This is a genomic window from Streptomyces sp. NPDC111744 (assembly GCF_055634995.1).
Map to the genome: position 1 here is coordinate 51,630 of NZ_JBVKCG010000009.1, position 24,433 is coordinate 76,062.

A 24,433-nucleotide genomic window follows, 5' to 3' on the forward strand; every position below is an offset into this window, starting at 1 on the left:
GGAGCCAAGGCCGTCGTTGATAGTGACTTCGGCCGGCCGGGGTGATCACTCCCGGCACACCGACACATGGGGGAGTCGAATGACGGGGAGTGAGGCGTCGGCGTACGCCGGAACCGCGGTTGCCCATGAATTCCGACTGCCGGACGGGGCCGCGGATCCGGCTCCCGGCAACGATCTCGCCAGGGCCGTGGCCGCACTCGCCGCGGTACTGCAGCGCAGGGAGGGAACGGAGCGCGTTCCCGTCACATGGCGAGACCCGGACGCTCCCGGAGTGTTCCGGCACGGGGTGATCGAGGTGTCCCCCGGCCTTGGTCTCGACGCGCTCGCCGACCGGGTCCGGGACATGCTCCGGGACAGTCCGGCCGGCGACGGGCGGACTGCGTTCACGGTCGAGGCTTGCGCACAACCGGGAGGCGTGCGGATGCTGCGCCCACCCGAGGGCTACTCGGCGGCCGAGACGGCGCGCTTCCTCGACCAGGCCGGTGCCCTCGTCGCAGACGCGGCACGGCGCCCGCACCTCCCGTTGCGCGACCTCGCTCTGGCCGCCGACGGTGAAACGCTGCCGCCGCCGCAGTGGGGCTCCGGCCTGCCCACCGCCGACCTCCGTGCGGTGCCGACCCGCATCGCCGCCCAGGCGGACAAGAGCCCCGACACCCCGGCGGTGGTCGCCGGTGACGTCGTACTGAGCTACGGCGAACTGCAACGGCGCGCCCAGGCCCTCGCGGCGCGGCTGGTCGCGCGCGGGGTCCGGCCGGAGTCCGTCGTGGCGATCCGCGCCGACCGGTCTCCCGAGCTCGTCGTCGCCCTCCTCGCCGTGCTGTCGGCGGGCGGCGCCTACCTCGCCCTCGACCCAGAGCAGCCCCATGACCGGATCGAACGCCTGCTCGCCGACGCCCGGCCCACGCTCGCCCTGGTGGCGCGTGCCCACCTGGCAGGCCTGGCGGCCGCCGACGCGAAGGTGCTGATCCTGGAGGACGAGCTGGCCGCGGCCGGCCGTGAACCCGCCCAGGTGAAGCTGCCCGACCTCCTGCCCGACCAACTCGCCTACGTCAGCTACACCTCGGGCTCCACCGGAGAGCCCAAGGGCGTCGCCGTCCCGCACCGCGGACTCAGCCGACTCGTGGACCCCGACTGGGCCGACTTCGGAGCGGACGACGCCTTCCTGCAGATTGCACCGGTCGCCTTCGACGCTTCGACGTTCGAGATCTGGACCTGCCTGGTGCACGGCGCCACGCTGGCCGTGTACCCACCGGAGCGGATCACTCCCGAGCTGCTCTCCGAGACGGTCCGGCGGCACGGGGTCACCGTCCTGTCCCTGACCGCCGGCCTCTTCCACCAGGTAGCCGACACCGCACCCGAGGTCTTCGCCGGGGTACGCCGGCTGATCGCCGGCGGCGACGTGGTCTCGGCCCAGCACGTCCGCAAGGTCCTGCGCGACCGTCCCGGGCTGACCTTCACTCACGCGTACGGCCCCACCGAGAACACCACGTTCACCACCGTGTGGACGCCGCACGGAGCACCGGCCGAGGAACACCTGCCCATCGGCCGTCCGATCCGGGGAACCGACGTGGTGATCCTGGACGAGTCGTTGCGCCCCGTGCCGATCGGTGTGATCGGCGAGCTGTACGCCGCCGGCGACGGGCTCGCCCGCGGCTACCTCGGCAGGCCGGCCGCGACGGCCGAACGTTTCCTGCCCAACCCGCGAACCGGCACGGACGGCGCTCGGATGTACCGCACCGGGGACCTCGCACGGTGGCGGGAGAACGGTGACATGGAGTTCCTCGGCCGCGCGGACACCCAGGTGAAGATCCGCGGCTACCGGGTCGAACTCGGCGAGATCGAGGCCCGGTTGCGTGAGATGCCGGACGTCCGGGACGCCGCCGTGCTGGCCCGGACCGGCGGGTCCGGAGAGCGTGAACTGGCGGCGTACCTCGTCCTGGCAGCGGACAGCGGAGAACCGGCCGAGGCGGCGGAAGGGCTGCGGCGGCGGCTCGCCGGCCAGCTGCCCTCGTACATGATCCCGCACCGGCTGTACTCGGTGCCTGCCCTCCCGTTGAACGTGAACGGCAAGGTGGACCGCGGTGCGCTCGGGGCCGGGACCGACGCGCTCGAACTGAACGTCCGGCGCGACGACCAGCCGTCGGCGCCCGGGACCGAACTCGAACAGCTGGTCGCCACTGCCTGGCGCGACGTGCTGGGCCGTGACACCGGCGTTCACGAAAACTTCTTCGAGGTGGGCGGCGACTCGCTGCTGCTGCTGCGCCTGCGCGCCAGGCTCTCCCAGCTCCTCGGCCGGAAAGTGCCCACCGTCACCCTGTTCAGCCACCCCACCATTCGTGACCTGGCCGACCACCTCACGGGGGAACCGGCCTCCGCGGCCCGTCCGGCGGACGCGAGCGGCACGCGCGAGTCGGCCGAGCGCGGCCGGCAGGCACTCCAGGAGCGCGCCCGCCGACTCGGCGGCGAACGGACGGGACGGCGGCCATGACATCCGACAGCAACGCCCACGAAGAGCCGACCGGCCTGGAGATCGCGATCGTCGGCATGGCCGGCCGGTTTCCCGGTGCCGCGTCCACCGCGGACTTCTGGGAGGTCGTGCGCACCGGCAAGGAGACCATCTCCCGCTTCACCGAAGCCGAGTTGGCGGCAGCGGGCGTGCCCGCCGAGGTCCGCTCCCGCGCCGACTTCGTCCCGGCGGGCGGAGTGCTCACCGACGCCGACCGCTTCGACAACGAGCTTTTCGGCTACACACCCCGCGACGCCGCACTGCTCGACCCGCAGCAGCGCCTGTTCCTGGAGACCGCCTGGGCCGCACTGGAGGACGCGGGGTACACCGCGGAGCAGTACCGGGGCCTGATCGGCGTCTACGCCAGTACCAGCCTGAGCACCTACCTGCTGCACCACCTGCGGACCGACCCGGCCGCCCTGGGCGGTGCCACCCTGCACGAACTGCTGCTCGCCAACGACAAGGACAGCCTTGCCACCCGGGTCGCCTACCACCTCGACCTCCAGGGCCCGGCCCTGACAGTGCAGAGCGGCTGCTCCTCCTCTCTGGTGGCGGTGCACCTGGCCTGTCAGGCCCTGCTCAGCCGCGAATGTGACGTGGCGCTGGCCGGCGGGGTGTCGCTGCACGTGCCGCAGCACGAGGGCTACCGCGCGCAACGCGGCGGGGTCATGTCGGCGGACGGACACGTCTACGCCTTCGACAGCCGCGCCACCGGAACGGTCAACGGAGACGGCGTCGCGGCCGTCGTACTCAAGCCGCTGGCCGACGCGGTGCGCGACCACGACACCGTGCACGCCGTGATCAAGGGATCGGCCGTCAACAACGACGGGGGACGCAAGGTCGGTTTCACGGCGCCCCGCGCCGAGGGACAGGCCGCCGTGATCCGGACGGCACACCTCGCGGCCGGAGTGTCACCGGACTCGATCTCCTACGTCGAGACGCATGGCACGGGGACGGCCCTGGGCGACCCCATCGAATACGCCGCGCTGCAGGAGGCCTTCGACACCGGCGAGCCGCGGCCGGGCGGTGCCGGCTGTGCCCTCGGATCGGTGAAGCCGTCCATCGGCCACCTGGACGCGGCGGCAGGCGTGACCGGGGTCGTCAAGGCGGCGCTGGCGCTGCGGCACCGGACGATCCCGCCGAGCCCCTACTTCCGCGAGGCCAATCCCGAAATCGACCTGGAGACCGGCCCCTTCCACGTCCCCGTGGCCGCGGCCCCCTGGCCCCGGGAAGACGGACCACGACGGGCCGGGGTCAGCTCGTTCGGCATGGGTGGCACCAACGCGCATGTCGTCCTGGAGGAAGCCCCGGTACCGCGGGCCCGGAGCGCGGCACACCGCTCCGCTCAGCTGCTGGTCGTGTCGGGAGCCTCCGGACGCGCCCTGGCGGACAACACCGCCGAACTGGCCCGGGCCCTGGCCGACGGCCCGGACGTCGCCCTGGCCGACGCGGCCTTCACCACCCAGCTGGGGCGCCGGGCACTGCCGTACCGGACGGCCGTGGTGGCCGCGGACCGGGCCGAGGCCTCGGCCCTGCTCGCCGCACAGGCCACCGCGGCCGCGAGGACGACCGGTGCCGAACCGTCCGCGCGGGAACGCCGGATCGCGTTCCTGTTCCCCGGTCAGGGCGCGCAGCACCCCGGCATGGCCGCGGGCCTGTACGGCACCGAGCCGGCCTTCCGGACGGCCTTCGACCTGTGCGCCGACCTGCTCGCCGACGAACTCGACACCGACCTGCGGGTCGTCTCGGGGCTGCTGCCCGACCCGACCGGCACGGCGGCGGGCCTGCTCGACCGGACCGAGTACGCCCAGCCCGCCCTCTTCGCCACCGAGTACGCGTTGACCCGGCTCTGGGCGGAGTGGGGCGTGCGCCCGCACGCCATGCTCGGTCACAGCGTCGGCGAGTACGTGGCGGCATGTCTCGCCGGGACCTTCGAACCTGATGACGCCCTACGGATCGTGACCGCTCGCGGACGGCTCATGCAGGCCCTCGAGCCCGGCCGGATGGTGGCCGTGCACCTGCCCGCCGAGGAACTGGCCCCGTTGCTCACGCCGCGGGTGTCGCTCGCCGCGTCCAACGGCCCTCGGCTCAGCGTGGCCTCCGGTCCGCTGGACGGCGTGGCGGAACTCGTGGCCGAGCTGACGGCACTGGGGATACGGCACAGCGTCCTGCACACCTCCCATGCGTTCCACTCGGCCATGATGGATCCGGTCCTGGACGAGTTCGCCGGCCTGCTCCGCAACGTCACCCTGCGGCCGCCGCGGATACCCTTCGTCTCCAACCTGACGGGTCGCTGGATCACCTCGGAACAGGCCACCGACCCCGCCTACTGGGCCCGTCATCTTCGTGCGACGGTGCGCTTCAGCGAGGGAGCGGCCCAACTCCTCGACGGGACCGGTCCGTACGTACTGCTGGAGGCGGGGCCGGGTACGACCCTGACGAGCCTGGTCCGCCAGCAGCCTCTGGCGGACCAGGCCCATGTGGTGGTCTCCTCGCTCGGCCATCCCCGGCAGGCCGTGCCGGACGACTTCGCCGTGCTGTCGGCGCTCGGCACCCTCTTCACCAGCGGGATCACCCCCGACTGGGAGGGCTTCTGGCAACACACGGAGCCCGCCCGGGTGCCACTGCCGACCTACGCGTTCGAGCGCCGCCGCCACTGGCTGGGCAGGCCGGCCGACCCGCTGCCCGCGACCGCGGCACCACCCGCCCCGACCGGCGCACCGGAGCCGGCCGCCGCCGGAGCCGTGGCCGACCGGGTCCGCGCGATATGGCAGGAACTGCTCGGAATACCGGATGTACAGCCGGAGAGTGACTTCTTCGCCCTGGGCGGCCATTCACTGCTCGCCACCCAGCTCACCGCCCGGGTGAGCGACGACCTGGCCGTCGAGCTCTCCGGCGCGGCCCTGTTCGAGGCCCCCACCCTGGGCGAGTTCACCGACCTGGTCGAGCGCGCCGTGCCTGGCGACGAGTCGCTGTCCGACGACCTGGTCGCCGAGTTGGGTCGGCTCACGCCCGCCGAACTGGAGAGACTGCTTGCCGAGGCAGGCGATGGCTGAGAGCCCCGAGCGACAGGCCATGGCCGACTGGTGGCGCCGCAACGTGCTCGGCGCCACGCCTTCCGACACGCGTACGGTACGGCGCCCACGACGCCGGTGGGGCGAGTGGCAGACGGATGTGGTGAACGTCCGCGTGCCCTCCTCGGTGGCAGGACTGGCCGACGTGGCGGGCCGGCCGGTCGGGGCGACCGCCGAGCAGCTCGTCGTCGCGGCGGGCTTCCTGGCCTTGCTCGGTCGCTACGCCTGCCGAGCGGACCAGATCGTCGGCTGGCGCAGCTGGGAGCGACCCGCCGGCACCGCCGGATACCGCGTGCTGCGCGTACCGACCCCCGCGGACGCCGTGTTCAGCGGCTACGTCGACACCGTTCGCACGGCGCTGGCCGATGCCTGCCACAGGTCCGCCCTGCCGGAAGAGCCGGACACGGACAGCGTCGGGGACACCTCCCTGAGCATCGGCATCGGCCCGGCCCCGGACGGCACGGGGAGTCGTACGACGCCGTACGACATGTTCCTCGAACTCGGCGACCCGGGCGGTGGCACGCCGACGGTCCTGCGTTACCGCAAGGGCCTGCTGGACCGGGCCACGACGGACCGGCTGGCCGACCAACTGAGCGGCCTGCTGGAGGCCGCCGCCGCGAACCCCCGGTGCCGGATCGCGGAGCTGCCCGTCATCACCCACCTGGAACTGGAGACGGTCACCATGAGCCTGGCCCGAGGCGGGGATCTGCCCGCCGAGAACACCACCGTGGCCGAGCTGTTCCAACGGCAGGCGGCACGGAATCCCGGCGCCGTGGCGGTCGTGTGCGGCGATCAGCGGCTGACCTACGCCGAGCTGGACGCCCGGAGCACGGAGACCGCCACCCGCCTGACCCGGCTCGGTGCCGGTCCCGGCAGTCGGTGCGCCCTGCTGCTGGACAGATCGGCGGAGCGGATCGTGGCCCTGCTGGGGATCCTCAAAGCCGGCGCCGGTTACGTGCCGCTCGATCCCGAACACCCCGCACAACGGCTCGCCGCCATTCTCCAGGACTGCCGGCCCACGGCGATCCTCACTCGCGAGGGGCTTCGGGCGCGGTTGCCGGTGAGCGGTCTGCCCGTGGTGGCCGTCGACGACGGCACGGCCCCGGTGCCCGGGCCGGCCCCGCTGCGGGCCCGCCCCGACGATCTCGCCTACGTGATGTACACCTCGGGATCGACGGGACGGCCCAAGGGCGTCATGGTCGAACACCGGGCGGTCGTCGGCTTCCTGGCCGGCATCCGCGACCGGCTCGACCTCGGACCCGGGGTGCGCATGCTGCAATTCGCCGGGATCACCTTCGACGCGACCGTTTGCGAGATCTTCGGCCCGCTCGTCAACGGTGGCACCGTGGTCGTACCACCGCCGGATGCCGACACCGTCGGTCCGGGACTGCTGGACTTCCTGCGCACGGCGCAGGTGACGACGGCGCTGCTGCCGCCGTCACTGCTGTCCGTGCTGCCCGACGAGCACCCGTTGCCCGCCCTGCACACCCTGCTCGTCGGCGGAGAGGTGGTCTCCTCGGCCGTCTTCGCCCGCTGGGGGCGGCGGCGCCGCTTCCTCATCGGCTACGGACCGACCGAAACCACCCTCATCGCCTGCACCGGCGACCGGCTGCTCGACGACCGGCCGCCTGCGATCGGCCGCCCGCTGCCGGGGGTGGAGATGTACGTCCTCGACGAGGCGATGTCCCCGGTCGCCGCCGGCGTGACCGGCGAGATCTGGATCGGCGGGGGCAACCTGGCCCGCGGCTACCTCGACTCGCCGGCCCTGACCGCCGACGCCTTCCGGCCGCATCCCTTCTCCGACCGCCCCGGCGCACGCCTGTACCGCACCGGTGACCTGGGCCGCTGGCTGCCGAGCGGGGAACTGGAGTTCCTCGGCCGCGCGGACGGCCAGTTGAAGATCCGCGGTCATCGTGTCGAACTCGGCGAAGTCGAGCAGGCGCTGGCCGCGTTGCCCGGCGTACGGGATGGCGCGGTGGTTCCGCACGGCAACGGCGCCGACCTGAAGCTGGTCGCGTTCGCCGCGGGTGCGGACCTGGACCCGACCGCCCTGGCCCACGGCCTCGCCTCCCGGCTGCCGCGGGTCATGCTCCCCGCGCTCATCGTGCCGGTCGGGAAACTGCCCATCGCCTCGCACGGAGGCAAGGTCGACCGCGGCCGGCTCCGGGAACTCGCGGCCACGGCCCTGTCCGGCGCCGCCTCCGCGGAACTGCCCACCGATCCGCTGGAGCGTCGGATGGCCGAGTTGTGGGCCGACGCACTGGGTCTGCCGGCCGTCGGACGGGACGACGGTTTCGTCGCCCTCGGCGGAACCTCACTGCAGGCTGCCCGTGTCCTGGCCCGGCTGCGTGACGAGGACGGTGTGCGGATCGGTTTCGCCGACTTCTTCGCCGCCGACACCCTGGCCCGGGCCACGGCGCTGCTGACCGCCGGGGACGCCCACGCCCCCGCGCTGCCCTCCCTGGACCTCATGTCCGGCCCCGACGACCTCGCCTCGCCCGGGCAGCGGCGGCTGTGGTTCCTGAGTACGCTCGGCGGCCGGGCCGGGGCCGCCTACAACGTGCCCGTGGTCACCCGGCTGTTCGGCCGTCCGGATCCGGAGACCCTCCGCTCCGCGCTGGCCACGGTCGTCGCCCGGCACGAGGTGCTGCGTACCGGATTCACCCTGCGCGACGGCGAGCTGCGCGCGGTCCCGGCCGACGTCGGCGAGGTCTCCCTCACGCTCCAGGACGTCAGCGGGGAACCCGAGCCGTTCCAGGCCGCTCTGCGCGCCGCCGAGGCCCTCGCGGGCACCGGGTTCGACCTGGCCTGCCCGCCGCTGCTGCGTGCCGCGATGTTCCGTGTGGGCGACCAGGAGCACCTCCTGGTGCTGGTGCTCCCGCATCTGGTCACCGACAACTGGTCGGTGGACCTGTTCGACCGTGAACTGGCCGCCGCGTACGGTGGCAACACCCTGCGTTCCCAGCCGCTCGAACAGGGGCCGGGCTATCGCGACTTCGCCGCCTGGCAGCGTTCCCTGGCGGACAGTGAGGCCCGTGCCGCGGGCGAACGGTACTGGCGCGGGGAACTGACCGGGGCACCGAACCGGATCCGGCTGCCCTACGACCGGCCCCGGCCGGACACGCCGAGCTTCGCCGGGCGGCGGGTGTCCCGGACACTGCCGCGCTCGCTCGCGCGGCGGATCACGGAGTTCGCCCGTGCCGAGGGCACCACCCCCTACGCCGTCTTCCTCGCCGCGCTGGCCGTCCTGATCGACCGGACCACCGGCCAGGAGGACATGGTCATCGGATCCCCGACCGCGGGGCGGCCCGGTCCGCGGATGGACGATGTCATGGGCTTCTTCGTGAACACGGTGCCTCTGCGGTTGCGCACCACCGCCCAGTCCCCCCGTGCGCTGCTGCGCGCCGCCACCCGGGCGGCGCTCGGTGCCTTCGAGTACCAGCACGTGCCCTTCGAATGGCTGGCCAAGGAGTTCGGCGGCGCCGCCGACGCCCTGTCCTCGCCCCTCGTCCAGCTCGTGCTCGCCTACCAGGGGCCGCGACGGCCCAACGCCCGCCTCGGCGACCTCCGTTGCGAGGCGGTGTCCGTGGACAACGGAACGGCCAAGTTCGATCTCACCTTCGAGGTCGAGGAAGTCGCCGACGGCCTGGTCTGCACCGCCGAGTACAGCACCGACCTGTTCGACCCGGCGACCGGGGAGCGGCTGCTCGACTGGTACATACGGTCGGTCGAGGCCACCGTCCGTGAACCCGACACCCCGCTGTCCTCGTTGCAGCTGTTCACCGGCGCCGAACTGTCCCTGATGCCGGCCTCACCGGCGCACCGGGCCGGCCCGGGACGCTGCCTGCACACCTGGTTCGCCGAGCAGGCCGCACGATCCGCCGGCCGGACCGCGGTGAGCGACGGCGAGACCCGGCTCACGTACCAGGAGCTGGACCGGGCTGCCAACCGGCTGGCGCACCGCCTCGTGCGGTACGGCGCAGGCCCCGGACGACTGGTGGGCGTCTGCGCCGAACGCACCGCCGGTACGGTCGTCGCCCTGCTCGCGGTGCTGAAGACGGGCGCAGGTTATCTGCCGCTGGACCCGGCCCACCCCACCGCCCGGATCCGCTCGGTCCTGGCCGACGCCGGCTGCACCCTGGTCGTGGGAGCCGACCGGCACCACGACATGGTCGGAGAGACCGTCGCCCGTGTCGCGCCGGACGCCCCGGACCTGAGCGGTGAGCCCGACACGGACCCGAGGGCGGCTGTGCGACCGCAGGACGTCGCCTACGTCATCTACACCTCGGGGTCGACCGGCCGGCCGAAGGGCGTGATGGTCTCCCACGACAACGCCACCCGTCTGTTCGAGAACACCCGGGACGCCTTCCGGCCCGGCCCGGACGACGTCTGGACCGCCTTCCACTCCTTCGCCTTCGACTTCTCCGTCTGGGAGATGTGGGGTGCCCTGCTGCACGGCGGCCGTCTCGTCATCGTGCCCTACGCCACCAGCCGCGACCCCGAGGCCGTGCTCGGGCTGTTGCGCGGTGAGCGGGTGACGGTACTCAGCCAGACCCCTTCCGCGTTCCGCGGCCTGATCCGGGCGGCCGAGCGGGAAGGCTGGCCGGACACATCGCTGCGCCTGGTGGTCTTCGGCGGCGAGGAGCTGGAACCGGCACTGCTCCGCCCCTGGTTCGAGCGATACGGCCACACCTCGCCCCTGCTGGTGAACATGTACGGCATCACCGAGACGACGGTCCATGTGACCCTGCGCCCGATGCGGGCGGCCGACGCGGGGTCGCCGGCGAGTCCCATCGGTGCTCCGCTGCCCGGTGTCGGCATCGCCGTCCTCGACGAGAGGATGCGGCCGGTACCCGTCGGCACCGTCGGCGAGATGTACGTGAGCGGGGCCGGCGTCTCGTACGGCTACCTGGGCCGGGCCGCACTGACGGCCGAACGTTTCCTGCCGGACCCCTCGGGGGAGCCCGGCCGGACTCTCTACCGCACGGGCGATCTGGCCGTCCTGCGCCCGGACGGTGAACTGGTCTACCGCGGACGCATCGACGAGCAGGTGCAGTTGCGCGGTTTCCGTATCGAACTGGGCGAGGTCGAGGCTGCGCTGCTCGCCCAGGGCGGGGTCCGCGAGACCGCAGTGGTGATGGGCGAGGACCACGAGGGCGAGCCCCGCCTGGTCGCCTACGTCGTCACGGATACCGGCCGGGTGTCCGCCGACACGCTTCGTGCGGCCCTGTCCGAAGGGCTTCCGGCCTACATGATCCCCTCCGTGTTCGTCGGTCTGGAGCGGCTTCCGCTGACCGTCAACGGGAAGCTGGACCGGGCCGCACTGCCCGCCCCGTCGGCGCGGCAGGAGCAGCCGGACCCGGTCCTCGCGACGGTGGCGCCGCGTACCCCTGTCGAACACCGGCTCGCCGAGGTCTGGGGTGCCGCTCTGGAACTGCCCCACGTCGGTGTGCACGACAACTTCTTCACGCTGGGCGGGGACTCGATCACCGCGATCCGGGTGATCGCCCGGGCTCGGGAGGCCGGGCTGGCGATAGCCGTCGAGGAGCTGTACCGACATCCCACCGTGGCGGAACTGGCCGCACTGTGTGCCGACGAGACCCGGCAGCCGGCCGCGGAGCACGACCGGGAGCCCACCGCACCGCCGCCCGGGGCGGACACGGACGCCTACGCCGTCAGCAGCATGCAGCTCGGCATCATCTACGAGTGCGAGGTGTCGGGTGATCCGACTCTCTACCACACGCTCACCAGCGTCCGGCTCGCCGGTTTGCTCGACCTCGCCGCGCTGCGCCGGGCACTCGACCGGATCTCGGAGCGGCACGAGATGCTCCGCACCTCCTTCGACATCGACGCCTTCCCGGAACCCCTTCAGGTGGTGCACGGCACGGCACCCATCCCGCTGACCAGGCTCGTCGCGCCGGACGGTCTCGACCACGAGACCGCGCTGCGGGAGTGGTGGGCCGGCGAGTGGAAGCATCCGTTCGATCTGGCCGAGGCCCCGCTGGCCCGTTGCCACGTCCTCGAGTACCACGACGGGACGTTCAGCGTCGCGCTGTCCCTGCACCACGCGGTGGAGGACGGCTGGAGCATGGCCGTGATCATCAGCGACCTCCTGCTGGCCTACGAGGGTGAACTGGGTACCGGCGCCGTCCTGGAGCCGCTGCCCCGCACCCGCTACCGGGACTTCGTGGCCCTGGAGCGGCAGGCGGCCGCCTCGGACGCGACGGCGGCGTTCTGGACGGAACGCGTCGCCGGTGCCCGGATGCGGACCATGTTCCCGCCGGACCGGGGGACGGGAGGCGACCCCGGGGTGGACCCGGAGGTCTGCGTGCCCGTTCCGGCCGAACTGGTCGCGGGCGCCCGCAAGGTCGCGGATCTGCTCGGGCTGCCGGCCAAGAGCGTCTTCCTCGCGGCTCACCTGTGGACCCTGTGGCGGCTCACCGGCAGCCGGGACGTCGCCACCGGCATCGTCGGCAACGGCAGGACGGAGACGGAGGGCTCGGACCGGGTGGCCGGGCTGTTCCTCAACTCCCTCCCCCTCTACCTGACGCTGGACGAGGGCAGCTGGCAGGAGAGCATCAGGAAGGTGTTCGAGGCGGAGCGGGAGATGCTGCCGCACCGCCGCTATCCGGTCGCCCGCATGCGGGCCACGGCCGGCGCACCGCTCTTCGACGTCATGTTCAACTACGCAGACTTCCACGACTTCGACCGGCTCGGTGGGCTGACCACGGTCCGTCCGCTCGACTGGTGGTTCTCCGCCCGCACCGCCTTCACCCTGGACGTGGAGCTGGCCGCCCGCCCGCAGTCGGACGCCTTCGACCTCTTCGTCCGGGTCAACCGCCGCCACCTGGAACCGTCGGCAGCCGAGCGTACGGCCGACGTCTTCCTTGCCACCCTCGCCGCGATCGTGCGGGACCCGGGCGCTCCGGCGGGAGGCGAGGCATGACCGTGCGTATCGCTCCGGAGCCCGTCGGACGGTGGCTGCTGCGCTGGGCTGCCGCCGGGAACCGCGCAGTGCAGCTGGTGTGTGTGCCCTACGCCGGTGGCTCCTCGTCCGTCTTCCGCTCCTGGGCGGACACCGTCGCGCCGGGTGCCGAGCTGCTGTGCGTCGATCTGCCCGGCCACGGCCGCCGGTTCACCGAACCGCTGCGGACGCGCATGGACGAGATCGCCGCGGCGCTCGCCGACGAGATCCAGGCCGTGCGGACAGGGCCGCTGTACCTGTTCGGGCACAGCCTGGGCGGTCTTGTCGCCTATGAAACAGCCCGCGAGCTGACGGCGCGCGGCCACGGCCCCGACGGCCTGTTCGTGTCGGCGGTCCGCCCGCCGAACAGGCGGGTCGCCCAGCCACTGCACACCCTGGACGACTCGGCGATGCTGTCCGGACTGACCCGGCTCGGCGGCATTCCCGACGAAGTGCTCGCTGACGAGGAACTCGTCCGGGCGTTCCTGCCCATCCTCCGGGCCGACCTGACCCTGCGCGAGACCTACGCCGCCGCCCCCGGACCGGTGCTGGAGTGCCCGCTCACGGTGTTCGCCGGCGCCGACGACCCGACGGTTCCACTCGCCGAGGTCTCCGACTGGGCGGACTGCACCAGCGGCGGTTTCGACCAGGTCGTGCTGCCCGGCGGCCACTTCTTTCTCCATGATCACGAGCCCCTGCTCGCGCTGCTGGACGAACGCCTCGCAGCGCACCGGGCCGCGGACCGAGAGAGGCACGAACGATGACCGACGACTTCGCCGCGAGGCTCGCATCGCTGACCCCGCAGCAGCGCCGTGCCCTGGCCCTGCGGATGCGGGAACGCCAGAGCACGGACCGGCACGACTCGGCCGGGACGCCGCTCTCGCATGCGCAGGAACGGCTGTGGTTCCTGAACTCCCTCGACCCCGGAGACCCCGCCTACAACATCACGTTCGGGGTGCGGATGACCGGACCGCTCGATCCCGAGACACTCCAGCACGCGCTCGACGCGGTGATCGCGCGCCACCCCGCCCTGCGTACCGTCATCACGGAGACCGACCGGGGTGCCCGGCAGACCGTATGCGACCCGGTCCCCGTCGCGCTGCCGTCGACCGACCTGCGGACCACCGCCGACCCGGCTGCCGAACTCGCCGCCGTGACCGCGGCGCACGCCGGACACCGGTTCGACCTGACGACGGGTCCGCTGCTCGCCGCGCGGCTGGTACGCCGGGCGGCGGAGGACCACCTGCTCCTGGTGGCCGTCCACCACATCGTCTTCGACGGCTGGTCGAGCGAACTCCTGCTGCAGGACCTGGTGGCCTGCTACCGGCATGCGGCCGGCGCTGCCGAGCTGCCCCCGGAGCCCGCCCTGCGGTTCACCGACCACGCGGCCCGTGAGCGGGAGGTGGTCACGGACGCATACCTGGAGCGGGACCTCTCCTTCTGGCGGGAGGAACTGGCCGGCGCCCCGGCCCTGGCCACGCTCCCCGCCGACCTGCCCCGGCCCAGGGTGCAGAGTCACCGCGGCGGCTGGCGCGCGGTCACCGTGCCGGAGAAGCTGACGGAACGGCTGGACCGCCTGGCCCGCAGCGAACGCACGACCCTGAACGTCGTCGTTCTCGCCGCCATGGCGGCGGCGCTGCACCACGCGGGAGCCCCCGCGGACCTGCCGCTGGGCGTTCCCGTGGCGGGCCGTCCCCGGGTCGAACTGGAGACGGTGATCGGCTGCTTCGCCAACACCCTGGTGGTGCGCAACCAGGTGGACCCGCAGCTGACCGCACGGGACTTCCTTCGCCGGGCACACCGCTCGCTGCGCGCGGCCTACGCCCACCAGACGGCGCCGTACGCCCGAGTCGTCGAGGCGGTGGCTCCTCCGCGCGCCCTCGGGCACAACCCGCTCTTCCAGGTCATGGTCAGTGTGAACGAACTGCCCGACCAGGCCGAACGGCAGGCCGCCGGGGTGGAGTTCACCCCCGAGGAGCTGGAACTCGGTCGCACCGACTTCGACGTCTTCCTCGCCCTGCGGCGGGAGGACGGTGAGCTGCGGGGCAACCTGACCTACAGTGCCGACCTGTATCTCGACGACACCGTCGACGGGCTGGTCACCTCTCTGATCGCCACCTTGGAGTCCTTCGCGGACGCCCCGGACCGTCCGCTGGCGCAGATCCCGTCACTGCGCCGGCACCGGCTGGCCGAAGCGGCCTCCTTCACCGTCGACCCGGTGCACGAGGTGATCGAGTTCTGGTCCGGCTTCCTGCGGCTCCCCGTCGACGTCCGGGCCGCGCCCTACAGCCAGCTGATGCAGCATCTGCTCTCCGGCGACCCCGGTGACGCCACAGTCGCGTACCTGCGGTGGGCGGACTGGCTGCGGCGCTGGGAGGGCGAGGACCGTGCCACGTTCCTGGAGGACGTCCTGGACCATGTGGTCACCGCCGTCCGGGCCTTCCGGGACCGCACGGACGCTCCGCTTCTGCTCGTCGTGTGTCCCGCAGCTCCCGGCGAGCCGGGACTGGACGCCCTGTACGGGCGCCTGGACGACCTTCTGGTGCGAAGAACGCACGGCGTCCCCGGGACGGAGATCGCCTTCGCCGCGGAATGGGCGGTGCGCGCGGGGGTGAGCGATCCGTTCGACCCGGGCGCGGACGACCTGGGACATGTGCCGTACACACCGGAGTTCTACGCCGCGCTCGGTACCCTGGCCGTACGGCGGCTGGACAGGATGTGGGCGGCCGGCGCCTGGCCCGTGGACGGCGGACGTGCCGCTTTCCTGGCCGACCGGCTCGGCGACGCCGTGGCGGTGGCCGAGCGGGTCGCCCGGACCGGCACCGACGCGGGACACAACACGGACCCCCTGGTTCCGCCGCGGACACCGACGGAACAGCGGCTCTCGACGTTGTGGACGGAGGCCCTGGCCGCCGAGGAAATCGGCGTCACCAGTGACTTCTTCGCCTGGGGCGGCCATTCCCTGCTGGCCACCCGGCTTGTGTCCCGGATCCGCGCCGAGCTGTCGGTGGACCTGTCGCTGCACGAGTTCCTGGCGCACCCCACGATCGAGGAACTGGCGCGGCTGCTGGACGGGCACCGGCAGCCGGTGGACCCCCCGCAACGGATCCGCCCCGTGCCCCGCGACGGCGCCCTGCCGCTCTCCTCCACCCAGCGACGCATGTGGACACTGGACCGGCTCGCGGACCGGACCGCGGCACACAACACCCTCTACGCGGTGACGCTCACCGGACCGCTGGACACCAGGGCACTGCGACGTGCGCTGGCGGTGGTGACGGACCGGCACGAGGTTCTGCGCAGTACCTTCGTCACGGTCGACGGTGTTCCCATGGCGCGGACCCACCGGGACGTCAGCCCCTGGCTGCCCGACGTGGACCTGGGCGGGGTGGGCGCGGCCGACCGGGCGGAGGCGGTGCGCGAGCTGGTCCGTGAGGAGCTGGGTACGCCCTTCGACCTCAGCGAAGGACCGCTGCTGCGTGCCCGGCTGGTCCGGGCCGGTCAGGAGGCGCACCATCTCCTGATCGCAATGCACCACGCGGTGTGCGACGGGGAGTCGTGGAACCTGTTCCTCGGGGAGCTGGCCGAGGCCTATGCCGCTGCCACCGAGGACCGCGCGCCCGCGCTGCCCGCGCTGCCCGTGCAGTACGGCGACTTCGCCGCCTGGCAGGACGCCTGGCTCTCCGGCGCCGAGGCCCGGGGACAGACCGAGTTCTGGCGGCAGACACTGGACGGAGCACCCGCCGTGCTCAACCTGCCTGCGGCCCGCCCGCGGCCACGACAGTGGTCGGGCCGCGCCGGAAATGTACGGCACCACCTGGCGCCGCGGGCGGGAGAGGCGCTGCGGGGCATCGGCCGACGGGAAGGAGTGTCACCTTTCACGGTGCTCCTGGCCGCCCTCACGGTCGCCCTCAACCGGGCCGGCGCAGGTGACGACCTGGTGGTCGGGGTGCCCAGCCGCGGGCGCGAGGAGCCCGAACTCGACCACGTCATCGGCTACTTCGCCGATCTCCTGCCGCTGCGGGTGGACCTGAGCGGCCGACCGGGCTTTCAGCGTGTCCTGCGACGCGTCCGCCGGACCACCACCGAGGCCACGGCCCGGCAGGGCATCCCCTTCGCCGGCATCCTCGACGCCGTACGCCCGGCCCGTGACCCCGGACATCACCCGCTGTTCCAGTGGGTCCTCAACTATGTCGAGCGGCTGGAGCCCGAGCCGACGCTGCCCGGACTGGTCACGGAGCATCTGCCGGCCCACGACACGGGCATCGACTTCGACGCCTTCGTCAACGCGACCTGGGAGGACGAGCGGCTGGTCCTGGACGCCGGCTATGCGGCCGACCTGTTCACCGCGGAGACGGTACGGGAACTGCTGCACTCCGTGGAGTCGGTGCTGCTGACGGTCGCGGAGGAGCCGGACGCCGTTCTCACCGAGGCGGCCGAGGACGGTCGGACCCCCGTGGCACGGCTCGCGGTGGCCGCCACCTTCTCGGACGGCGCCCTCGGCGCGCACCTCGCGGAGTGGCAGCGCAGACTCGGCATCACCGTGCGCGCCGACCAGGCACCGGTCGGGTCGGTGATCCGGCCGCTGACCGACCCGGACTCCGCGTTCCACGCGGAGGACCCGGACCTGGGTGTCGTCGTCCTGCGGGGGCAGGACCTGCTGCCGCCCTCGGTGGCGCCCACCGACGCGCACGGGGAGGCGGTGTGGCACACCGACGAGGCCCTCTGGGACCTGGCCGGCACCCTGAGGGACTTCCGGGCACGGCGGCCGCTGCCGCTGTTGCTCGTGCTGTGCCCGCCGTCGGCGCCCTGGATCGGCCTGGCCGAGGTCTTCAGCGCGCTCGGCGACCGGCTGGCCGCCGCGGTGGCCGACCTCTCCGACGTCGAGGTGGCCGTCCTGGGCCCCGACGACGGAGCGGCCGCCGCCGCGCAGTGGGTGTTGCGACGCCTCCCGCACAGCTGCGGGTACTCACCGCGCTGGGTGGCCCTCGACGGAGCGGCCATGGACCGCCTGCGCCTGATCGGGACGGCCGTCGAACAGCTCTCGCACGGTCGGCGTGTGCTGGTCGCGGCGTCCGGTGCCCCCTTGCCGGAGGTGGATGCCCTCGCCGGGGTGACTGCACTCCCCGCGCTGACCGAGGGCCTCCAGCGGCTGGTGGCCGGTGGAGAGCTGACCGAGTCCGAGGGGCTGGTGCTCACCGGCGACGCCGAAGCGGTACGCCGGACACTGCCGGGCACCCTCGTGCTGGCGGCGGATCTGGCACGCGAGGACGCCGGCTGCTGGCCGCTCGACGCCCCGCTCGGCACGCCCGACCACCGTCCCTGGTCAGAGCTGGCACCCGGCGGCATCACCCCGGACCGGGCAGCGGCAGCCGACAGGGAAGTGGCCCCGGCCGTCGTCGAGCACCTCACGGCGATCTGGCGGGACCTGCTGCACGTGGCATCGGTGGGCCCGCAGGACAACTTCTACGAGCTCGGCGGCGACTCCATGCTCGCCATCGAACTGGCCTATCGGGCCGTCGAGTCCGGGCTTGACCTGACTCCGCGCAACATCGTCGACCACCCGACGGTCGCCGCCCTGGCGGCACTGCTCGCCGGTGGCGGTGACGGCGGGCCGAGCGAGCGGGCGGACGACGCCGACGAGGTCGCCGCACTCGGCGCGGGGCAGCACTGGTTCATGGCGGAGGTCGCTCCGGGTATGACACGGCCGGCCCACTTCAACCATCCCTACTATCTCCAGCTCACCGGGCCGGTCGATCCCGAAGACGTCCGTCATGCGATGGACGCCCTGGCCGCCGCCCACGACTCACTGAGGCTCGGCCTCCACCAGGACCCGCAGGGGCGCTGGTTCCTGAAGCGCGGACCGGAACACGACGGGCCGGCCTTCGAGAGCGTGGACGTCTCCGGGCTTCCCGCCGCCGAACGGGACCGCACGGTGGCGACGCTGACGGCGCGGGCACAGGCCTCGCTCAGCCTGGGCGGCCCGCTGTCGCGGGTCCTGCATCTGCGGATGGGCGTGGGCGGAGACCGGATTCTCATGGTCAACCACCATCTGGTGACCGACGGGGTGTCGCGGGGCATCCTGCTGGAGGATCTGCGGCGACTTCTCCAGCAGGGCGGGGACCGCGCCGCGCGGGTCACCGGTACCACCCCCTACCTCAGCTGGGTCCGGGCGTTCGACGCATACGCCCAGTCGCCCGAACTCCGCGCCGAACTGCCCTTCTGGCTGGAGCAGCGTGTCACCGAACCGGCCGTCCCCCTGGACCTTCCCGGCCGGATGACCTTCGGCACGCTCCGGCACCAGGGCTTCCACCTCGCCGAGGAGGAGACCACGGGGCTGCTCGAACGGGCACGCCGCATGCGGTTGAAGGTCAACGACCTGCTCGTGTGGGCCGTGGCCGGGTTCGTCGCCGACTGGACGGGCCGGCCGGACTGCACCCTGGCCATGACCGGACACGGACGCGACGACCTGGCCGAGGGACTGGACCTGTCCCGGACCACGGGCTGGTTCCAGGTCTTCTACCCCCTGCGTCTGACCCTGCCCGATCGTCACGCCGAGCCGGACGCGGCCGCCGATCTGGGCCGCCAACTCGCCCGGGTGCCCGGCTCCGGAATGGGCTGGAGCGCGCTGCGCTACGGCTGCGCCGACCCCCAGGTGCGCGCGGCCCTCGCCGAGGTGCCCCTGCCGCGCGTCAGTTTCAACTACATGGGCCACTTCAACTTCGAGGAGAGCCGCCAGGGAGCGGACGTCTTCCGGCTCTGCCACGAGCCGTACGGTCTCGAACAGGACTCCGCGGGCGTGGCACCGTTCGACCTGGACTTCGTGGCCTCCATGACCGGCGATCGGTTGCGGTTCGAGGTCAACTACGGTCTGCACTCGCACAAACCGGAGACGGTCGAGTGGATCCTCGCCGAACTCCGCAGTCGGCTGCGGCTCGCAGCGGACGTGTCTCGATGAACCATCTCGGAAGGAAACAGGTGACGTGATGCACAGGCCGCAAGGCTTCGGTGCGTTCAGCATCATTTGGCTGGGACAGATCGTCTCGGCAGTGGGTACCCGGATGACGGCCTTCGCCCTGGGGCTCTGGGTCTGGCAGGAATCGGGGCGGGTGTCGGACGTCGCGCTGCTCTCGTTCTGCTCCTTCGCCGCGACCGTCGTCTTCAGCCCGGTCGCGGGCCCCCTGATCGACCGGTGGAACAGGCGTCTCACCATTGTGATGAGCGACCTCGGGTCCCTCGCGGCGACCGGAGCGCTGCTGGTGCTCTTCCTCACCACCACGGTGCACCCGTGGATGCTGTACGCGACCGCGGTCGTGACCGGAGCGTTCCTCGCCTTCCAGTACCCGGCGTACGCGGCGGCGATCACCCAGATGATGAAGCGCGGGCACTTCCCACGCGCCAACGCGATGATGTCCCTCGTCCGTTCACTGCCCGCCGTGGCCGCTCCCACCCTCGCGGCGCTGCTGCTCGCGCTGACCGACATCAAGGTCATCGTCGCCGTCGACACCGCCAGCTATCTCTTCGCCCTGGCCACCGTGTTCGTGGTCGCAATCCCGCAGAACGAACAGCGTGAGCCGCGTGCCGAGCGCACGAGCATGTGGCGGGACTCGGCGTTCGGCTTCCGGTACATCCTGCGCCGGCCACCGCTGGTCTTCCTGCTCGGACTCAGTTTCGTGGTGGGCCTGACCGCGGCGGTGACCTGGACGGTGATGATCCCCTTCATCCTGTCGGAGACGGGCAACAGCTCCGCACAGGCGGGCGTCGTCCAGACGGTCGGAGCGGTGGGCGGGGTGCTCGGAGGCCTTCTGGTCGGGGCGCTGGGCGGACGCGACGACAAGATGAAGTACGTCCTGGGCGGGGTGATCGGCCTGGGCCTGCTGGGCCGCGTGGTGTTCGCACTGGGCGACTCGGTTCTGATCTGGTCCCTGTCGCTGCTGGTCGGCTGGGGCGCGATCCCCGTCATCGACGGCTACACGCAGTCGATCTGGCAGGAGAAGGTCGACAAGGGGGCGCAGGGCAGGGTCTTCGCCGCCCAGCAGTTCGTCGAGAACCTCTCCATGCCGCTGGCCCTCGGGCTGTCGGGGCTGCTCGCCGACCACTTCTTCGTGCCTGGCATGGAGAAGGGCGGTGACCTCACGGCCTACTTCGGCGGCCTGGTCGGCACGGGGCCGGGGGCCGGCATGGCGCTGATGTGCGTGCTCGGTGGCGCCGTACTGGTGCTGATCGGTGTGCTCGGCTATCTGGTCCCGCTGATCCGCAGGGTGGAGGTCCTCATACCCGCCCCCGAGGAGCACGCCGAGGCCGTGGAGGCCGCCTGAGGCGGGTGCCCCGCCCGCCTCACGCAATTCCCCTGAAACGAAGAACTCGAGGAGTCGACGGTGGACGACAGCACGACCGAGTTGCGGTACCTCGTCGTTGTGAACGAGGAGGAGCAGTACTCCCTGTGGCCCGGGGAGCGGGAACTTCCCGCCGGATGGCGGGCCGAGGGCCACTCAGGGACCAGGGCCGAGTGCCTTGACCACATCGAGAGCGTGTGGCGTGACATGCGCCCGCGCAGTCTGCGGGAGGCACGATGAGCCAGAGCACGGAAGCCGCGGCGCTCCGCGATGTCATGGCCCAGGTCTTCGGCGTCGACCCGGCCGAGCTGGAGGACGACTTCGGCCCGCACCAGGTCGCCACCTGGACCAGCCTCAAGCACCTGGAACTGGTGGTCTCCCTGGAGGAGGTCTACGGCGTCTCCCTGTCGCAGCAGGACATCAGGGCGATGCGCACCGTCGCCGCCGTACGCGGGATACTCGCCGCCCAAGGGGTGAGCGCATGACCACGACCACGGCGGAGCCGGGGCAGACCGGCACGTGCCTGACGCGGCTGCGCGACCAGGACCTCGACGACCTGCTGATGATCCGTCACTTCGAGCTGGCCCTCCTGGACCTGTTCTCCCAGGGCCGGCTGAACGGCACCACGCACACCTGCCTCGGCCAGGAGTACGTTCCGGTCGGCCTCTACTCCCTGCTGGACGACGGCGACCATGTCTTCAGCAACCACCGCGGCCATGGTCACTACCTGGCGCGTTTCCGAGATCCGCACGGCCTGCTCGCGGAGGTGATGGGCCGGGAGGGCGCCGTGTGCAACGGCGTCGGCGGAAGCCAGCACATCTACCGTGACCGCTATCTGTCCACCGGTGTCCAGGGACAGAGCCTGCCCGTCGCCGTGGGTGTGGCCCTTCACCTCAAGCGCGCCGAGCCCGGTCGGATCGCCGTCGTCCACATCGGCGACGGCACGTGGGGCGAGGGCTCGGTGTACGAGGCCCTCAACATGGCAGCCCTGTGGGACGCTCCCGTGCTCGTCGTCGTGGAGAACAACGGGATCGCCCAGTCCACGCCCACGGAGCGGGAGATGGCCGGCACGATCAGGGCCCGGGCGGCCGCCTTCGGGGTGGATCACCATCTCGTCGACTCCGTGGACGTCGAGGTGATACGGCGTGGTCTCGCCCCGGTCGTGGCGGGGGTGCGCCGGGGACGGCCCTGCGTCGTCGAGTTCCTCACCCACCGGGTGGGCCCGCACAGCAAGGGCGACGACTCCAGGCCGCTCGACCTCGTGGAGCGGGCCGCCCGGCAGGACTGGTACCGCCGGTACCAGCAGGACCATCCGGACCACTTCGAGTCGGCGGACCGCCGGCAGCGGGAACGCACCGCCGCCATCGTGCGCGAGATCGAAGAGCGCCCCGCCGCCCGCTGGGAGGAACGATGACCAGACGCGAGCGAGTCGCCGAGAACCTCAACCGAGCCCTGCACACCCTGCTCGACACGGACCCTTCCGTCTACGTGCTCGGCGAGGACATAGCCGACCCCTACGGCGGCGCCTTCAAGGTGACAAAGGGCCTGTCCGAACGCCATCCGGAGCGAGTGATCACCACACCGCTCAGCGAAAGCGGCATCACCGGGGTGGGCGCCGGGCTCGCGCTCGCCGGCAACCGGCCGGTGGTCGAGATGATGTTCGCGGACTTCGCGTCCCTCGCCTTCGACCAGCTGCTCAACTTCGCCAGCAAGTCGGTGTCCATGTACGGCCGAAGAGTTCCGCTCAGCATGGTGGTGCGCTGCCCGACCGGGGGCAACCGCGGCTACGGTCCCACCCACAGTCAGAGCATCCAGAAGCACTTCATCGGCATTCCGGAGCTCAGCCTGTACGAGACCACGCCGTTCCACGACAACCAGGACGTGTTCACGGCCATGCTGAACCGTGAGCAGCCCTGCGTCCTGTTCGAGGACAAGGTGCTCTACACCCGGCCACTGTTCGCCGACGGGGTCGTCGACGAACTGTTCCGCTACGAACTGGTCGGGGAGGACAATCCCACCGCGCACGTTCAGCCGGTGGACGACGAGGCCGAGCCCGACTGGATCGTCATCGCACCCGGCGGCCTTTCCGAGCGGGTCGTCGAGGCGATGCGGTCGCTGCTCGTGGAAGAGGAACTGAGCTGCGAACTGCTGGTGCCCTCACGTCTGTATCCGTTCGACCTTTCGACGCTGCGTCCGCTTCTGTCCCGGGCCCGCGGCATCTGTGTGGTGGAGGACGGCACGGCCGGCGGAACCTGGGGTGAGCTGCTCGCCCAGCAGGCCCACACCCAGCTGTGGGGACGGCTGAGCCGTCCCGTGCTGCTGCTCAGCGCGGAGCCCAGCATCATCCCGACCGCGGCTCATCTGGAGCGTGAGGTGGTTCTCCAGAGCCGGACCATCCACCGAGCCATCGCGGAGGCTAGCAAGTGATCGACATAGAGCTGCCGAAACTCAACAACAACGACACGAGCTATGTGCTGGTGGAGTGGCTCGCCGACGACGGCGCCGAGGTCGAGGCCGAGCAGCCGCTTGCCGTCATCGAGACGTCCAAGGCGCAGGAGGAGATCGAGAGCCCCGGCGAGGGCGTGCTGCACAGCCTGGTCAAGAGCGGTCAGGACTGCCGCCCCGGCCAGGTCATCGCCCATGTCTTCGGCACCCCCGAGGAGCGCGAGGAGTTCCTGCGGACCAGCGCGGCTTCGGCCGAGGCCCCGGAGGAGCCCGCCTCCGGTCTGGTCGTCACCAAGGGCGCCCAGGCGCTGGTCGACGAGCACGGCCTGACCGAGGACGCGTTGCGTGCCATCGGGCGGACGGTGATCCGCCGGGCCGACATCGAGGCACTGCTCGCCCGCACGGATCAAACGGACACGGCCGAAGGCCGGGAACTGCCGCAGTGGCAGCGGACGGTCGGTGCCGTCGTCTCCGAGTCGATGCGGACCATCCCGGCGGCCGCGGCCTACGTCCGGGTCGACGTGGACGAGGCGCTGGCCCTTGCGCGGCAGGCTTCGGAGGACGGCGGCGCACCGTTCGCTCTGCCGGAGCTGCTGGTCAAGGCGGTGGCCCGGCGCCACGCGGAGCAGCCGCTGTTCTTCGCCCGGCTGCTCGACGACGGCAGCGTCCGGATCCCGGAGACCGCGGACGTGGGTGTGACCATGGACCTCGGCAAGGGACTGTTCGTGCCGGTGGTCCGGGACGCGGCCACGCTCGCCACCGAACAGCTCGGCGAGCTTCTGATGGACTACCGCGTGAAGGCGCTGCGCGGCTCCTTCCGGGCGAGCGAGCTGGCCGACGCGAACATCATGGTCGCCCTGCACAACACCGAGGGTGTGGTGCTCGCCACCCCGATCGTCTTCCCCGGCCAGACCTGCGTCATCTCACTGGGCGGCACCGAAGAGCGCCTCGTCCTGGGCGCCGACGGCCGTCCGGTCGTCCGCCGCCACGTGCACGTCGGCCTGGTCTACGACCACAGGGTGGTCAACGGCCGTGACGCGATGACGTTTCTCCAGGGCCTGAAGCAGGACCTGGAGTCCCCGGCGGTCCTCGGCACGGCGGCGGGGTGACC

General features: G+C 72.0%; 11 protein-coding genes. All 11 read left to right on the top strand.

The annotated features are described in order from the left end of the window. Positions 1-79: 79 nt before the first annotated feature. Genes ACZ7OO_RS21365 through ACZ7OO_RS21415 form a run of 11 tightly spaced genes read left to right on the top strand, consistent with a single transcriptional unit; the run spans position 80 to position 24,431 of the window. Complete coding sequence (locus tag ACZ7OO_RS21365; protein WP_471506567.1) at positions 80-2,488, top strand: amino acid adenylation domain-containing protein; 2,409 nt, start codon at positions 80-82, stop codon at positions 2,486-2,488. Beyond that, positions 2,485-5,562: a type I polyketide synthase gene (locus ACZ7OO_RS21370; RefSeq protein ID WP_471506569.1), complete on the top strand. Its 3,078-nt coding sequence runs from the start codon at positions 2,485-2,487 to the stop codon at positions 5,560-5,562. The genes ACZ7OO_RS21365 and ACZ7OO_RS21370 overlap by 4 nt, the downstream gene beginning before the upstream one ends. Continuing rightward, on the top strand, positions 5,555-12,526 hold the full coding sequence (locus ACZ7OO_RS21375; RefSeq protein WP_471506571.1) for an amino acid adenylation domain-containing protein: 6,972 nt from the start codon (positions 5,555-5,557) through the stop codon (positions 12,524-12,526). The genes ACZ7OO_RS21370 and ACZ7OO_RS21375 overlap by 8 nt, the downstream gene beginning before the upstream one ends. After that, positions 12,523-13,308 (top strand): thioesterase II family protein, encoded by a 786-nt coding sequence (locus ACZ7OO_RS21380; RefSeq protein WP_471506572.1) that lies wholly within the window; start codon positions 12,523-12,525, stop codon positions 13,306-13,308. Before ACZ7OO_RS21375 ends, ACZ7OO_RS21380 begins: the two co-directional genes overlap by 4 nt. Then, positions 13,305-19,499 carry a condensation domain-containing protein gene (locus ACZ7OO_RS21385; RefSeq protein WP_471506574.1) on the top strand — a complete coding sequence of 2,065 codons (6,195 nt, stop codon included), beginning with the start codon at positions 13,305-13,307 and terminating at the stop codon, positions 19,497-19,499. The genes ACZ7OO_RS21380 and ACZ7OO_RS21385 overlap by 4 nt, the downstream gene beginning before the upstream one ends. Before the next feature lie 28 nt (positions 19,500-19,527). Continuing rightward, positions 19,528-20,859 carry an MFS transporter gene (locus tag ACZ7OO_RS21390; RefSeq protein ID WP_471506576.1) on the top strand — a complete coding sequence of 444 codons (1,332 nt, stop codon included), beginning with the start codon at positions 19,528-19,530 and terminating at the stop codon, positions 20,857-20,859. Between the two features lie 60 nt (positions 20,860-20,919). Further along, positions 20,920-21,117, top strand: coding sequence for an MbtH family protein (locus tag ACZ7OO_RS21395; RefSeq protein WP_471506578.1), 198 nt, complete (start codon positions 20,920-20,922; stop codon positions 21,115-21,117). Continuing rightward, positions 21,114-21,362 carry an acyl carrier protein gene (locus tag ACZ7OO_RS21400; RefSeq protein ID WP_471506580.1) on the top strand — a complete coding sequence of 83 codons (249 nt, stop codon included), beginning with the start codon at positions 21,114-21,116 and terminating at the stop codon, positions 21,360-21,362. Before ACZ7OO_RS21395 ends, ACZ7OO_RS21400 begins: the two co-directional genes overlap by 4 nt. Then, entirely contained in the window at positions 21,359-22,291 is a 933-nt protein-coding gene (locus ACZ7OO_RS21405; protein ID WP_471506582.1) for a thiamine pyrophosphate-dependent dehydrogenase E1 component subunit alpha, read from the top strand. Before ACZ7OO_RS21400 ends, ACZ7OO_RS21405 begins: the two co-directional genes overlap by 4 nt. Further along, positions 22,288-23,304 carry an alpha-ketoacid dehydrogenase subunit beta gene (locus ACZ7OO_RS21410; protein ID WP_471506584.1) on the top strand — a complete coding sequence of 339 codons (1,017 nt, stop codon included), beginning with the start codon at positions 22,288-22,290 and terminating at the stop codon, positions 23,302-23,304. Before ACZ7OO_RS21405 ends, ACZ7OO_RS21410 begins: the two co-directional genes overlap by 4 nt. Next, positions 23,301-24,431 (top strand): 2-oxo acid dehydrogenase subunit E2, encoded by a 1,131-nt coding sequence (locus ACZ7OO_RS21415; RefSeq protein ID WP_471506586.1) that lies wholly within the window; start codon positions 23,301-23,303, stop codon positions 24,429-24,431. The genes ACZ7OO_RS21410 and ACZ7OO_RS21415 overlap by 4 nt, the downstream gene beginning before the upstream one ends. Positions 24,432-24,433 lie beyond the last annotated feature (2 nt).

Coding starts and splice junctions, on each gene's coding strand:
- ACZ7OO_RS21365 (WP_471506567.1), top strand. CDS start 80: ATGACGGGGAGTGAGGCGTCGGCGTACGCCGGAACCGCGGTTGCCCAT.
- ACZ7OO_RS21370 (WP_471506569.1), top strand. CDS start 2,485: ATGACATCCGACAGCAACGCCCACGAAGAGCCGACCGGCCTGGAGATC.
- ACZ7OO_RS21375 (WP_471506571.1), top strand. CDS start 5,555: ATGGCTGAGAGCCCCGAGCGACAGGCCATGGCCGACTGGTGGCGCCGC.
- ACZ7OO_RS21380 (WP_471506572.1), top strand. CDS start 12,523: ATGACCGTGCGTATCGCTCCGGAGCCCGTCGGACGGTGGCTGCTGCGC.
- ACZ7OO_RS21385 (WP_471506574.1), top strand. CDS start 13,305: ATGACCGACGACTTCGCCGCGAGGCTCGCATCGCTGACCCCGCAGCAG.
- ACZ7OO_RS21390 (WP_471506576.1), top strand. CDS start 19,528: ATGCACAGGCCGCAAGGCTTCGGTGCGTTCAGCATCATTTGGCTGGGA.
- ACZ7OO_RS21400 (WP_471506580.1), top strand. CDS start 21,114: ATGAGCCAGAGCACGGAAGCCGCGGCGCTCCGCGATGTCATGGCCCAG.
- ACZ7OO_RS21405 (WP_471506582.1), top strand. CDS start 21,359: ATGACCACGACCACGGCGGAGCCGGGGCAGACCGGCACGTGCCTGACG.
- ACZ7OO_RS21410 (WP_471506584.1), top strand. CDS start 22,288: ATGACCAGACGCGAGCGAGTCGCCGAGAACCTCAACCGAGCCCTGCAC.